This window comes from Dokdonia sinensis, from assembly GCF_003688895.1.
GTDB lineage: Bacteria > Bacteroidota > Bacteroidia > Flavobacteriales > Flavobacteriaceae > Dokdonia > Dokdonia sinensis.
Map to the genome: position 1 here is coordinate 100,183 of NZ_REFV01000001.1, position 14,715 is coordinate 114,897.

The 14,715-nt window shown below is 40.5% G+C and carries 13 protein-coding genes; 2 read left to right on the plus strand and 11 right to left on the minus strand.

Annotation, left to right across the window (positions count from 1 at the left end; translation table 11 throughout):
• Window positions 1–34 precede the first annotated feature (34 nt).
• From EAX61_RS00360 to gyrB, 3 genes are all read right to left on the minus strand, one after another.
• Window positions 35–634, minus strand: coding sequence for a hypothetical protein (locus tag EAX61_RS00360; RefSeq protein WP_121915670.1), 600 nt, complete (start codon window positions 632–634; stop codon window positions 35–37).
• A 228-nt stretch (window positions 635–862) separates the two neighbouring features.
• Window positions 863–1,789, minus strand: a complete 927-nt coding sequence (gene mdh / locus EAX61_RS00365; RefSeq protein ID WP_121915671.1) for a malate dehydrogenase — start codon at window positions 1,787–1,789, stop codon at window positions 863–865.
• Window positions 1,790–1,977: 188 nt separating this feature from the next.
• Window positions 1,978–3,918, minus strand: a complete 1,941-nt coding sequence (gene gyrB, locus EAX61_RS00370; protein WP_121915672.1) for a DNA topoisomerase (ATP-hydrolyzing) subunit B — start codon at window positions 3,916–3,918, stop codon at window positions 1,978–1,980.
• 52 nt (window positions 3,919–3,970) lie between these two features.
• Here gyrB and EAX61_RS16375 point away from each other — a divergent pair, with 52 nt between their 5' ends.
• Window positions 3,971–4,120: a hypothetical protein gene (locus EAX61_RS16375; protein WP_161555141.1), complete on the plus strand. Its 150-nt coding sequence runs from the start codon at window positions 3,971–3,973 to the stop codon at window positions 4,118–4,120.
• Between the two features lie 109 nt (window positions 4,121–4,229).
• On the opposite strand, the gene asnB is transcribed toward EAX61_RS16375, so the two are convergent.
• Complete coding sequence (gene asnB, locus EAX61_RS00375) at window positions 4,230–5,900, minus strand: asparagine synthase B (protein WP_121915673.1); 1,671 nt, start codon at window positions 5,898–5,900, stop codon at window positions 4,230–4,232.
• A 268-nt stretch (window positions 5,901–6,168) separates the two neighbouring features.
• Between asnB and EAX61_RS00380 the strand changes: the two genes are divergently transcribed.
• Window positions 6,169–6,705 (plus strand): DUF2911 domain-containing protein, encoded by a 537-nt coding sequence (locus tag EAX61_RS00380; RefSeq protein ID WP_121915674.1) that lies wholly within the window; start codon window positions 6,169–6,171, stop codon window positions 6,703–6,705.
• 118 nt (window positions 6,706–6,823) lie between these two features.
• On the opposite strand, the gene EAX61_RS00385 is transcribed toward EAX61_RS00380, so the two are convergent.
• The 7 genes from EAX61_RS00385 to tgt all read right to left on the minus strand — a co-directional run bounded on the left by EAX61_RS00385 (window position 6,824) and on the right by tgt (window position 14,661).
• Complete coding sequence (locus tag EAX61_RS00385) at window positions 6,824–7,372, minus strand: DUF922 domain-containing protein (RefSeq protein WP_121915675.1); 549 nt, start codon at window positions 7,370–7,372, stop codon at window positions 6,824–6,826.
• The gene (locus tag EAX61_RS00390) at window positions 7,369–8,628 is read right to left on the minus strand and encodes an asparagine synthetase B (RefSeq protein ID WP_236641958.1); all 1,260 of its coding nucleotides are present in this window, start codon (window positions 8,626–8,628) and stop codon (window positions 7,369–7,371) included. The genes EAX61_RS00385 and EAX61_RS00390 overlap by 4 nt, the downstream gene beginning before the upstream one ends.
• A gap of 147 nt (window positions 8,629–8,775) precedes the next feature.
• Window positions 8,776–10,344 (minus strand): replicative DNA helicase, encoded by a 1,569-nt coding sequence (dnaB, locus tag EAX61_RS00395; RefSeq protein WP_121915677.1) that lies wholly within the window; start codon window positions 10,342–10,344, stop codon window positions 8,776–8,778.
• Between the two features lie 169 nt (window positions 10,345–10,513).
• A complete protein-coding gene (locus EAX61_RS00400) occupies window positions 10,514–11,467 on the minus strand; it encodes an acetyl-CoA carboxylase carboxyltransferase subunit alpha (protein ID WP_121915678.1) in 954 nt (317 codons plus the stop codon).
• Window positions 11,468–11,529: 62 nt separating this feature from the next.
• Window positions 11,530–12,468 carry a DMT family transporter gene (locus tag EAX61_RS00405; protein WP_121915679.1) on the minus strand — a complete coding sequence of 313 codons (939 nt, stop codon included), beginning with the start codon at window positions 12,466–12,468 and terminating at the stop codon, window positions 11,530–11,532.
• Window positions 12,455–13,531, minus strand: coding sequence for an LptF/LptG family permease (locus tag EAX61_RS00410; RefSeq protein ID WP_121915981.1), 1,077 nt, complete (start codon window positions 13,529–13,531; stop codon window positions 12,455–12,457). Before EAX61_RS00410 ends, EAX61_RS00405 begins: the two co-directional genes overlap by 14 nt.
• Window positions 13,531–14,661: a tRNA guanosine(34) transglycosylase Tgt gene (gene tgt, locus EAX61_RS00415; RefSeq protein WP_121915680.1), complete on the minus strand. Its 1,131-nt coding sequence runs from the start codon at window positions 14,659–14,661 to the stop codon at window positions 13,531–13,533. The genes EAX61_RS00410 and tgt overlap by 1 nt, the downstream gene beginning before the upstream one ends.
• Window positions 14,662–14,715 lie beyond the last annotated feature (54 nt).

Here is a 14,715-nt window from a genome sequence, read left to right on the forward strand (position 1 = left end):
CAAATTACTTATGAGACTTGCAATTAGATTATTTTTAAGCCCGTGGACCAGCCCTTACTTCTGGAATATTGTATGAAGTAGTTAAAATACAGCTTGCCACATCTGGATAAATGATGTGGTTCTCATTTGTAATATCTATAATCTTAGTTACAAACAGCGTCTGTACAGATCCGTATATTTTAGGATTAGAGAAACGGGCTATTTCAGATTTCAATTCAAGAACACCACTTTTTGTTCCCGCAAAGCCTTCAACGTCTTGTATTTTCTGAACGCCTATTTGATAAACGCGTTCCTCTTCGTCGATCGGGAAATTATGATCTTCATCTGCAGTCAGTGTGCAAGAAAGTGCTTGCTCCTGTAAAAGTAGCTTATGTATTTGGGGTACCGGAATATCACTGTAATAGGTAAGCTTAAGACTACCATTACCTTGATCTTCCAACTGTATGTTTGAAACTGCAATGCCCTCAAGCTGACTTTTAATCCTACCTATCGTTTCTTGAGTTTCTTCTGCCGAAATCTCAGTATCAGCAAATTGAATGACAACAACCTGATTAGGTGCAACGGCTTGTTCTCCACCTATTCCAAGAATGGTGAGGACAAAGAGTAAACCACTGTAAAACCACAAATTTTTCAAGTGCCTAGTGTTCAAAACGTGCAAATATAGGATTTCAAACTATAGTAGCCAATATTATTTTTATACTTATTCAACAAATCATAACTGGCTAATTCACTGATTTTTATAATTTTAACGCTTTCGCGAAAGCGTACTCAGAACCCACTACAAAAAAAGCAATTCGAGAAACCTTTATAAAACGAAAAGGCCACCGATTAAGGTGGCCTTTAAAATTTCTATGAGAATTAATTACGCATCAAGAAGCGCATTTGTAGCTTTTACACCTTCTGCACTCTCGGCAAGTTTTGCTTTTTCAACAGCATCTAGGTTAATCTCTACTATTTTTTCGATTCCGTTTCTTCCCAGAACAACAGGAACTCCGATACAAAGATCAGAAAGTCCGTATTCTCCGTCTAGAACTACTGAACAAGGGAAAATCTTCTTTTGATCACAAGCGATAGCCTGAACAAGTCCAGAAACCGCAGCACCTGGCGCGTACCAAGCCGAAGTTCCTAAAAGCTTCGTAAGTGTCGCTCCACCCACCTTAGTGTCTTCCATTACTTGCATAAGACGCTCCTCAGAAATAAATTCAGAAGCAGGGACACTGTTACGAGTCGCAAGCCTAGTTAACGGCACCATTCCTTTATCAGAGTGACCACCTATTACCATTCCATCTACATCAGAGATAGGTGCTTCTAGAGCTTCGGCAAGACGGTACTTGAAACGTGCACTGTCTAGCGCTCCTCCCATACCGATGATACGGTGCTTAGGAAGTCCAGTTACTTTGCTAGCCAGATAAGTCATCGTGTCCATCGGGTTAGAAACCACAATAAGAATCACGTCTGGAGAATGCTTTACAATATTTGATGATACTTCTTTTACAATACCTGCATTGATTCCGATAAGCTCCTCACGAGTCATTCCCGGTTTTCTAGGAATTCCAGAGGTAATTACCGCTATATCGCTACCTGCAGTTTTAGAATAATCTCCAGTAGTTCCTGTAATCTTAGTGTCAAAACCGTTTAAGGAAGCCGTTTGCATAAGATCCATCGCCTTACCTTCGGCAAAGCCTTCTTTTATGTCTAACAATACTACTTCACTCGCAAAATTCTTGATGGCAATATACTCTGCACAACTGGCACCTACAGCTCCAGCACCTACTACAGTTACTTTCATTGGATTTATTTTTAAATGTTATGGTTTGATTTTAATAGCTTTTACGCTGTCGCGAAAATACGATATCTCAACCTATTTATGTTAAAATGAAGTGGTAAATTCCTGTTAACCCTTTCGCCGAAAGGCATAAAAAAAACCACCTAGATTACTCAAAGTGGTTTCTTTAGAATTAAGAAGATATCCTCAAATTAGATATCAATATTTGCATAAATCGCGTTCTTCTCGATAAACTCACGACGAGGTGGTACCTCATCGCCCATAAGCATTGAGAAAATACGGTCCGCCTCTGTACCATTATCTATGGTTACCTGACGTAATGTTCTGAATTCTGGATTCATCGTGGTATCCCACAATTGCTCTGCATTCATCTCTCCAAGACCCTTGTAACGTTGTACAGACACGCCACCAGCATAACTATCTGCAATGGCGTCGCGTTCTTTATCGTTCCAAGCATATTGTTTTTTCTGTCCTTTTTTAACGAGATATAATGGCGGTGTCGCGATGTAAACATTTCCGTTCTCAACAAGCTCACGCATATACCTAAAGAAGAAAGTCAGGATAAGCGTAGAAATGTGACTACCATCCACATCGGCATCACACATGATGACTACTTTGTGATAGCGTAGTTTTGAAAGATTCAGTGCTTTACTGTCCTCTTCGGTTCCTATCGTTACTCCTAGTGCAGTAAAGATATTCTTGATTTCTTCATTCTCAAAAACCTTATGCACCATTGCTTTTTCTACGTTCAGGATTTTACCACGTAATGGTAAAATTGCTTGAAACTCACGATTACGACCTTGTTTTGCCGTTCCCCCTGCCGAATCTCCCTCGACAAGGAATACTTCACATAAAGATGGGTCAGTTTCAGAACAGTCGGATAATTTTCCAGGTAGCCCACCTATACTCATTACCGTCTTACGTTGCACCATCTCCCTGGCTTTCTTTGCTGCGTGACGTGCTTGAGCCGCAAGAATCACCTTCTGAACAATGGTTTTAGCATCGTTCGGGTTTTCTTCCATGTAAATCTCAATCATCTCTGCCACAGCCTGAGAAACAGCACTGGTCACTTCACGGTTACCCAGTTTTGTCTTCGTCTGCCCTTCAAATTGAGGCTCTTGTACTTTTACAGAAATAATTGCAGTAAGCCCTTCTCTAAAGTCATCTCCAGCAATGTCAAACTTGAGTTTGTCCAGCATTCCCGATGCATCTGCAAACTTCTTAAGGGAACCCGTCAAACCACGGCGGAAACCTGCAAGATGTGTTCCTCCCTCGTGCGTATTGATATTGTTCACATAAGAATGTAGATTCTCAGAGTAACTATCATTATAGATCATTGCAACCTCAACAGGCACTCCGTTTTTCTCTCCTTCCATAGAGATAACGCTACCTATAATTGGGTTACGGTTACCATCCAGAAAACGTACAAACTCTGCCAGCCCTTCATCACTATGGAAAGTTTCAGAAACAAACTCGCCTTTTTCATCCGTCTGACGCTTGTCTGTAAGCGTTACCGTGATTCCTTTATTAAGATAAGCGAGTTCACGCATACGAGATGCTAGCGTATCGTAATTGTACTCTGTTGTTTGCTGGAAAATAGTATCGTCCGGTAAGAAAGTAACTTCTGTACCCGTGAATTCAGTATCGCCTATGACCTTAACTGGGTACATCGCTTTACCTCTCTCGTACTCTTGTCGGTAAATTTTACCTTCTTTATAAACCGTTGCGGTAAGGTGGTTTGACAGTGCATTTACACACGATACCCCTACCCCGTGTAATCCACCAGAAACCTTATAGGAATCTTTATCAAATTTTCCTCCCGCTCCAATCTTGGTCATTACAACCTGAAGTGCAGAAACGCCTTCTTTTTTATGAATTCCTACGGGAATACCACGACCATTATCTCGCGTCGTGACCGAGTTGTCTTCATTTATAGTTACTTCTATGGTGTCACAATATCCACCCATCGCCTCGTCGATGGAGTTATCCACCACCTCATAAACCAAATGGTGCAGTCCACGTGTTCCCACATCACCGATATACATCGATGGACGCATACGCACGTGTTCCATTCCCTCAAGGGCCTGGATACTGTCTGCAGAATATTGTTTCTTATTCGCCTCTTCGCTCATATAAAAAATCTTAGTTAATGGCTGTTTTTTTGTCTAAAAACAAATATAGTCAATGCCCTTCCAGAATGCCGATGTAATCCCTCGTAAACCCTTGAAGTTATTAACAAACTGTGGAAAAAGTATAGGGCTATGTGCCTACGTTTTTAATGCTAAAATAAATAGTGTTTTGGATGTTGTTTTTTACGCTTTCGCGAAAGCGTAACTCCCATAATTAAACCTCGTACTATTAAGTCAAAAACCACACCAAAACAAGAAGCCTGACACATCTTAAAAACGTGTCAGGCTCAGTATAAAAACTGGGGGATTATATATTAATATGCATCATCGTGCACAAACGCAACGGCTCTTCCGGATGGGTCGTTCATATTTTTAAAGGCCTCATCCCATTCCAGCGCAATAGGAGTACTGCACGCTACCGAAGGTACAGACGGTACACAAAGCGCAGCCGCGTCACTTGGGAAATGCTCTTCAAAAATACTTCTGTAATAAAACTCCTCCTTGTTCTGCGGGGTGTGAATCGGGAATTTATGATGTGCATTCTCCATTTGGGTATTGCTTACCGCGGCATCCACCACTTCCTTGAGTGTATCTATCCAGCTGTATCCTACACCGTCTGAAAATTGCTCTTTTTGTCTCCAGGCAACGCTTTCTGGCAAGTATTTTTCAAAGGCTTTACGCAGTACCCACTTTTCCATCCCACGACGTTCTTTTGTAATCATTTTATCTTGTGGGTTGAGACGCATTGCCACATCCATAAATTCTTTGTCTAAAAATGGGACACGCCCCTCAATTCCCCAAGCAGCTAGCGATTTATTTGCGCGTAAGCAATCGTACATATGTAATTTGTCCAATTTACGCACGGTTTCCTCGTGAAATTCTTTAGCATTTGGTGCCTTGTGGAAATACAGATATCCACCAAAGATTTCATCTGCCCCTTCTCCAGAGAGCACCATTTTTACACCCATCGATTTGATGACACGCGCCATAAGATACATTGGCGTGCTAGCTCTAATCGTGGTAATATCGTACGTCTCTAAGTGATAAATCACATCGCGTATTGCGTCCAGTCCTTCTTGTATTGTAAACTTAATTTCGTGGTGTACCGTTCCTATTTCCTTTGCAACAATTTGTGCGGCTGCAAGGTCTGGCGATCCTTCTAGACCTATGCTAAATGAGTGCAACTGTGGCCACCACGCTGCCTGAGTATCTCCAGATTCTACGCGCTTATCTGCATATAATTTGGCGAGTGCACTGGTAATTGAGGAATCCAGTCCGCCAGAAAGCAACACACCGTAAGGCACATCACTCATTAACTGACGTTTTACAGAAGCAGCAAGTGCATCGTGCAACTCATCTATACTTGTCTCATTATCCTTCACATTGTCATACTCCATCCAGTCGCGGGTATACCAGCGTTTAAATTCGCCATCCACACTTGACATATAGTGACCTGGAGGAAAAAGTTCGATTTTAGAACACACACCTTCCAGAGCTTTTAACTCCGAAGCAACATAAAATGTTCCGTGCTGATCCCACCCTATGTATAAGGGAATGATTCCCATATGATCACGGGCTACGAAATATTCATCCTTCTCCGCATCATAAAGTGCAAATCCAAAAATACCGTTCAAATCATCACAAAAGTTGTGACCCTTTTCCTTGTATAAAGCAAGTATAATCTCACAGTCAGATTCTGTCTGAAATTCATAATCACCTTTAAGTGTCTTGCGCAGCTCTAGGTGATTGTATATTTCGCCATTGGCAGCGAGTACGAGACTTCCGTCTTTACTCAGTAACGGTTGTTTACCAGAAGCTGGATCGACAATCGCAAGGCGCTCGTGGGTAAGAATGGCTTTTTCATTATCGTACACCCCATTCCAATCCGGCCCTCTGTGGCGAATTTTTTTAGACATTTCTAATAGCTGGGGGCGTAAGGTTGAGGCTTCCTGTTTTAGGTCAAAAGCACATACAATTCCACACATAATTTCTAGTTTTTAATAGTTTTATAGGTCAAAGATGTATTTATAGTTTCATTTGAGCAACTATTATTTCAATATCCTTTCATTTGTAAACTTAAATTTGAATTATAAAGAAAATATGAAGGGTTACGCTTTCGTGAAAGCGTAAAAAACCACCACTCTGTAAGTTTAGATTAAGAGTTGCGTCCTATCATTGTGGAATGTTACATTTTAATTAACAGTATTCCGCCATAATAACACTAATTTTAATCGATTAAATTAAAAACTCATTATGAAAAAATTATTGACACTAGCGGTAGTAGCCGCAGCATTTTTTGCAGCACCTTCAATGAACGCACAAGATTTTAAAGTAGACAAGAGCCCAATGGATCAGGCGTCTTTTCCTAAAGACTACAAGGATTCCAACAAGCTCATAAAAGTAACGTATAGCCGTCCGCAATTAAAAGGACGTGAACTAGCAACCCTCGCTCCAGAAGGAAAAGTATGGAGAATGGGCGCTAACGAAGCGGTAGAGGTTACTCTTTATAAGGATATGAAGCTTGGAACAACACCTGTACAAGCTGGAACATACACTATGTATGCGATTCCGCAGGGCAAGGAATGGACAATCATTCTTAACAAAGATCTCAACGTTTGGGGATCATATTTTTACAATGAAAAGAACGATGTGGCCCGTATTACTGTGCCCGTAGAAACAGCCGATGAATCTATAGAATATTTTGGTATGGAATTTATGCCAGTAGATAAAGGTGCTCATCTCGTAGGCGCGTGGGGAAATGCACGTGTACAGATTCCATTTTACAACTAGACACTAGACGTTAGACGTTAGACGTTAGACGTTAGACGTTAGACGTTAGACGTTAGACGAAAATTAAAAGTCCCAAATTGCCTTGCGCAATTTGGGACTTTTTTTTGGATTAAATCTTTTACTCCGTATATACCCAGTACTCTTCCAGCATCTTGTAGATTTCCTTGTGCCAAGCGAGCTCCTGACTATGATTTCGCGAGTGATTGGTTTCTAGGTCAAACTGCTGTTGCATCGCCTGCCGCTCTTTTTCTACCTGATTGTACAGGGCTTGTATTTCAGCTTTAGAGTTTGATGTAAACTTAAATTCTAAGATACGCTCTCTGAGTTTGCGGGCGTATATCTCTGTAATATCAAAATGAGCGCGCTCGTGGTTAAGTAAGTGGTCTGAAGTATCCTTAGTCTGGTACCACGAAAATTCTGGATAGAAATGTGCGGTAACTTTTGTTCCAGGTTTATTCAGATACCCTTCACTATCTATTTCATAAGCCTGCGATATTCCAGTACTGCTGCTCGCAGCAAAACCATCTACCGTTTGAGGCGCTCCCTTAAAATCATTCCAAGTCAATATACGATCTTCGTCCCAAGCTAATCGTTCTGGAGGTGCGCCCGCCGAAACACATAAAAAGGAGCATAAAATTCCTAAGATATATGAGAAGCTCCGAATCACGTTTTCTGCTTTTTCTTTCTAGCCGCAGGAAACAAAACATTGTTTAGGATTAGCCTATATCCTGGCGAATTAGGATGCAACTCCAACTCCGTTTTTGGGTCTCCTACCCTATGTTGATAATCTTCTGGGTCGTGACCTCCGTAAAAGGTAAAGAAACCTTTTCCTTTAATCCCGTGAATGTAGCGTGCTTCACCATTTGTTTTATTCTCACCCATTATAAGCACATTTGATTTGATACTCTCAGCATCATAGGATGTTGTTTGTCCCATAAAACCTTTTACTAGGGCTGTGTGGTTTTGACACAGCATCGTTGGGATAGGATCCCATTTTGCACTGTAATCCTTTAGTGTAAAATAATCCGTCTCAAAAGGAATGCGGCGCTTGCGCGTCATATCAATGGACGAAAACTCATACACCATAGGTGAGCGCTCCAGAACAAAATCCTTAAAAGCAAATGTTTTTCCAAAATCAATACGCGACTGATAATCTGGATCTGAAGCATCACCATCAAACATAGGCTCACAAATGTCTACACCTTCGGCTGCAAGGGCAATATCAAAACTGTCTGTGGCACTACACATTGCAAACATAAAACCACCTCCCACGACATAGTCTCTTATTTTTAAGGATACATCTCGTTTTTCTTCGGACACTTTACTGTATCCTAATTTACTAGCGAGCGCCTCGGCATTTTTCTTTTCTTCAATATACCACGGCGCCGCTCGATAGTTTGCATAAAATTTACCATACTGTCCTGTAAAATCCTCGTGATGCAGGTGTAGCCAATCGTATAAAATCAACTGGTCGTCTAGTACTGCTTCATCATAAATGGTGGTGTATGGAATCTCTGCGTATGTAAGAACCATAGTTACGGCATCATCCCAGGGCACTTTACTGTCTGGTGTGTAAACCGCAATCTTGGGAGCCTTTTCTAAAATAACTGCCTCCATATTTTGGGAAGGACTACTTATTTCGGTAAGGATTTGCTCGGTGGCATTGTCAGACAAGACTTCATAGGAAACACCGCGTATGGTGCATTCTCTACGTATGTCTTCTGTATCTGGAAGTAAAAAAGAGCCCCCTCTATAATTAAGAAGCCACTTTACTTTAAGGTTTTGGTCGAGTGACCAGTAGGTGATTCCATAAGCCTTGAGGTGTTCCTTTTGACTCTCGACATCCATAGGAATGAGGATGTAGGACGCTTTCGCGAAAGCGCACGCCAAAACAAACATCGTAAATAATAGTATTTTCTTCATAGTCAAATCCAAACCCAAAGCGGGCGTTTTTATAACGTGTAAATTACGGATTTGTTATGACAAAAGTAGTGCCACCCTGGAAGATGAGATCGAAATTGAAAATGCAAGAGCGGTTGAAAATATCTAATTAATTATAAAGAAACTTATTTAGAACGGCACCTCATCCTCATCATCTGGAGGCAATGGCGATTGTGGCCCTCCAAAGGCATCATCTGCACTTGGGAATGGATTTTTAGGTAAGCTGTCTGGTGCAAAGGTATCATCGTTTGCGGCCGCGTTGAGAGAACTCTGAAACTCGTATGGTGTATGGAAATCATCGAGGTTATCAAATTTACCTAAGTGTCCTACGAACTTTAGTCGGATATTGTCGAGACCACCATTACGGTGCTTTGCTACGATAAATTCCCCTTGTCCTTCGGTTGGGCTGCGTTCCTCATCATCCCACTCCTCTATTTTGTAATATTCTGGACGGTAAATGAACGATACAATATCTGCATCCTGCTCTATCGCTCCAGACTCACGAAGGTCCGAAAGTAAAGGTCGTTTGCTTCCTCCACGGGTTTCAACGGCACGGGATAGCTGTGAAAGTGCAATTACAGGAACAGCAAGTTCTTTTGCCAGCGCTTTAAGGTTTCTGGAAATCATCGAGATTTCTTGTTCACGATTTCCGCCACCTTTTTGAGCGCTTCCAGCAGTCATTAGTTGCAGGTAATCTATCATTATAATCTTGATCCCAAACTGAGAGGCAAGTCTGCGCGCTTTTGCACGTAAGTCAAAAATAGATAGCGACGGTGTATCGTCTATAAAAAGCGGTGCTTTCTCCAGGCTCTTCACTTTCACATTAAGTTGTTCCCACTCGTGCTTTTCTAGCTGACCGGTACGTAACTTTTCAGACGAAAGGCCCGTTTCTGACGAAATCAAACGGGTAATTAACTGTACAGAGGACATCTCCAGAGAGAAAAACGCAACGGGAATATTCTGGTCTACCGCCATATTACGTGCCATAGTGAGTGTCATCGCGGTTTTACCCATACCTGGACGGGCAGCAACAATAATTAAATCTGACGGTTGCCATCCAGAGGTGAGTGCATCTACTTTGTGAAATCCTGTTGGTATTCCAGAGAGCCCCTCTTTATTTGAAATTTCCTCTATCTTCTTTTTTGCCTGTATCACAAGACTCTGTGCACTCTCAGAAGAACGTTTTACGTTTCCTTGAGTTACTTCATACAACTTTGATTCTGCATTATCGAGCAGGTCAAAAACATCTGTCGTATCATCATAGGCCTCTTCTATAATTTCATTTGAGATTTTAATGAGCGAGCGCTGTATGTGTTTTTGTAAAATGATACGTGCGTGGTACTCAATGTGTGCAGATGAGGCTACCTTTTGTGTTAATTGAATCAAATAGTAGTCACCTCCCGCTTGCTCTAGCTTTGCCATCTTTTTGAGCTGCTCAGAAACGGTTAATAAGTCGACCGGCTGACCTTCTTCAAAGAGAATTCTAATGGCCTCAAAGATATGTTTATGAGATTCTTTGTAGAAAACCTCACTGCTCAAAATATCAATTACCTCATCCACACCCTTCTTATCAATCATCAAAGCCCCAAGCACAACAACCTCTAAATCAAGTGCTTGTGGTGGTATTTTACCCTTCTCTAAGGAGATGATTTGCCCTTTGGCGATGTTGTATGCTGGTGTTGGTTTAGTCTGTTCCATTGAGGAGCTAAAGTATATAATTGTTGGTTTTTATTACGCTTTCGCGAAAGCGTAATACTTAACAACCCACTGTTAATAAACAGCGGATAAGTCTTGAATATTGTTAATAGTCGTAAAAAAATCCGAAGTGAAATACTTCGGATTTTGGTATCAAGTGATTTTACACTTGTTAACCTTTGAAGACTCCCATCTGGGAATATTTGTCCATCCTTTTTTCTACTAAATCTTTTGGGGATAAGTTTTTAAATTCTTGGTAAGCCTTTTGAATTGATTTTTTTACCGTAAGGAACGTCTCTTCGCGGTTTGCGTGAGCACCTCCTAATGGTTCTTTTACAATCTCATCTATGAGCTTTTGTTTTTTCATATCGTTAGCCGTAAGCTTTAATGCATCTGCCGCTTGCTCCTTAAACTCCCAACTTCTCCATAATATAGAAGAACAAGACTCTGGAGAAATTACAGAATACCAAGTATTTTCTAGCATTAATACTTTATCTCCCACACCTATTCCTAGAGCTCCGCCACTTGCTCCTTCTCCTATAATCACAACTATAATAGGTACTTTAAGGCGTGTCATCTCAAGAATATTGCGAGCAATGGCTTCTCCCTGACCACGCTCCTCTGCTTCTAGTCCTGGGTAGGCACCTGGAGTATCTATTATAGTCACCACAGGAACTCCAAATTTCTCTGCACTTTTCATTAGACGCAATGCCTTGCGGTATCCTTCTGGATTTGCCATACCAAAGTTACGGTACTGGCGAGTTTTTGTATTATACCCCTTTTGCTGGCCTATGAACATAAATGACTGGTCATCTATTTTTCCAAGCCCACCTATCATGGCCTTATCGTCTTTTACATTTCGGTCGCCGTGAAGTTCTAGAAAAGTGTCTCCACAAATAGCATTAATGTAATCCAGAGTATATGGACGGTTAGGGTGACGTGATAATTGCACACGTTGCCAAGCCGTTAAGTTTTTATAAATATCTTTTTTAGTAGCTGCAAGTTTTTTCTCGATTTGCTTACAAGTTTGCGTTACGTCTACATCGCTCTCTGTGCCTATAAGTGCGCACTTCTCAAGTTGTTCTTCCAGTTCCTTAATGGGTAATTCAAAGTCTAAATATTCCATCGGTTTGTTTCCTTTTCAAGAGGGTTAGTTAGGATTCAGCCTACAAATATAATGGTTTTATATTAGGATTGAAGCGCATTTTTTTGCTTTGCTTTGCGCCTATTCTTTAAAATTCCATTAGCAATCACAACACTTAGAATCACCAAAGCTCCATAATAAAATTCTGGGCTCATTTTTTCACTATCGCCCAAAATGACAAATGCCAGCACGATGCCATATACAGGCTCAAGGTTTATGGTAAGCATAATTGTGTAAGGACTAAGGTGACGCATTACTTTTACAGATGCAATAAATGCATACGCTGTACAAACTGATGCGAGTAAACCTAAAAACATCCAGTCTTTACTTGATAAATCAAAAAATGTCGCTGACAAGAATGTGGTGTCCGCTTTTGCGAAAGCACTACCTGTAATACTCGCTACAAGGAGATACCCAGTTATAAATAGGGTTCCTATAAGCAATTCATAAAAGGATATTTTGGTTGGATTATGTTTGTGAACAAATTTCCCGTTTATCAATGTAAATACTGCTGACAGAAATGCTGAAAACAATGCAAGTCCAATTCCTAAGCGATACTCTGGTTCTACTTCGAAAATCATATACAACGCCCCGATGACAATCAGTCCAAAAAGTAACTCATACCAAATTATCTTCCGGTTGTAAAATATAGGCTCTAGCAAAGCTGTAAAAAATGCACCTGTACTCATCATTGCTAATGTTATGGATACATTAGAAACTTTTATTGCTCCGAAAAATGTGAGCCAGTGCACAGCAATGACAATTCCTGCTATGGAAAAACCGTAGAACGCCTTTCGCGAAAGCGTAATCTCAATTCCCTTCCATTTTATATATATGAGTATAAAAATACTTGCGAGCCCCATTCTAAACCATACCAAAGGAACTGCATCTATGCTTATAAGTGCACCGAGAACAGCAGTAAAACCCCAAATAAAAACAATGAGATGAAAATGAAGGTAGCTCTGTAGCTTAGCGTCTCGCACGATACAACAGATAAGCGGCTAGAATGGCAAAAAATACATTAGGAGCCCAAACAGCTACTAATGGACTAAAATCAGATTGTTCTGCCATTGTACTAAATATACGATCAAAAAACAAAAAGGAGCAGGCTATCAATATACCAAATGCTAGGTTTACACCCATCCCACCTCGTCGCTTCATAGAGGAAACAGCAACTGCTATGATCGTAAGTATGTATGCAGCAACGGGTAGTCCAAACCGCTTTTGGAGAGTCACTTCGTAAGTGTTTATATTAGATGAACCGCGCGCAGACTCCTTTGCAATAAACTCCTTTAATTCTGGTGTAGTTAGTGTCTCAGCAATGTAAGCAAGTGGTACTAAGTCTTCAATATCAAATGCAAAAGTTGTATCCAGCTTGCGCTGGCTTATCAGTATATCTTCATTTGGCGTGATAACTCGCTTCTCGTATCCATTAAGAGTATATGTAGTGTCTTCTGGATTGAATTTAATTCTACTAGCTGAGATTTTATAAATAAGCTCATTATTCTCAACGTGTTCTAGTGTAAAATTACGTCCAGTCTTATTACGGGTACTAAAACTACTCACGTAAATAATATCATTATCATTTATTTTCCTGAAGACTTCTTGTGTCTCTCTATCCTTTTTACCCTTCTTGAGATACTCGTAACTAAACTCATTAAAACCCCGGTTTGCCCCAGGAGCAAGATACGTTCCCAAAATAAATGCACCTGCACAAACAATTGTCGCTCCTATGATATAAGGACGTAAGAAACGCGTAAAAGACACACCACTACTTAAAAAGGCGATGACCTCTGTATTATTTGCCAGCTTAGACGTAAACCAAATGACCGAAAGAAAAAGGAAAAATGGAAATAGCATATTTGCAAAGACTATGGTAAAATTGCCATAATATCGGGCTACCTCAAAAAATGGAACGTCATTCTCAAGAATCTTGTCAATCTTTTCGGCAAGGTTCACCGTAATCATAATAGGGATAAACAAGACAAGCATCATCGTAAAGGTGATGAGGTAACGTTTTAATATGTACCAATCGAGAATTTTCACTAGAGGCGGTTGTCCATTTGTTTTACCATTATATTTTTCCAAGCTGTGAATGTTCCCGCAAGTATTTGCTTGCGCGCTTCACGTACTAGCCACATATAAAAGCCTAGATTATGTATTGTAGCAATTTGCATCCCTAAAAGCTCACTACATTTAAATAAGTGTCTTAAATAAGCTTTACTATATTCTGTATCTACCCACGTGATTCCCATCTCATCAATAGGAGAAAAATCATCTTCCCATTTTTTATTCTTAATATTAATAGAGCCGTGAGCTGTAAAGAGCATCCCATTACGGGCGTTACGTGTAGGCATCACGCAGTCAAACATATCAATACCTAACGCGATATTCTCTAATATATTGATAGGTGTTCCTACTCCCATAAGATATCTTGGTTTCTCTTGTGGAAGTACTGCGGTAACAACTTCAGTCATCGCATACATTTCCTCTGCTGGCTCTCCTACAGAAAGACCTCCTATAGCGTTTCCAAAAGCATTAGACTCAGCAATATATTCGGCAGACTGTTTTCTTAAATCTTTATAGGTACTTCCTTGAATAATTGGGAATAATGCTTGATCATAACCATATAAAGCTGGAGTCTTTTCAAAATGAGCGATACAACGATCTAGCCAGCGGTGTGTCATATGCATAGACCTTTTTGCATACTTATAATCACAAGGATATGGCGTACACTCATCAAAGGCCATTATGATATCTGCTCCAATCTGTCGCTGGATTTCCATTACATTTTCTGGCGTAAAAAGATGCATAGACCCATCTACGTGAGATTTAAATTTTACACCCTCTTCTCTAATCTTGCGACGACCAGATAAGGAATACACTTGAAAACCTCCACTATCTGTGAGAATAGGGCGATCCCAATTCATAAATTTATGCAGCCCGCCAGCTTTCTGTAAAATATCTGTTCCTGGTCTTAAGTATAGATGATAGGTATTTCCCAAAATAATGTCGGGATTGATATCCTCCCTCAACTCTCTCTGATGCACACCTTTTACAGAAGCCACCGTGCCCACAGGCATAAAAATAGGTGTTTCAATTACACCGTGGTCTGTAATTAATTTTCCTGCCCTCGCTTGAGAAGCAGCATCTGTTGTAAGTAAGTCAAATTGCATAAGCCGCAAAGATAGTTGTTCTAGTTACGACACGAAAAAAGGAGCTTGTAAATT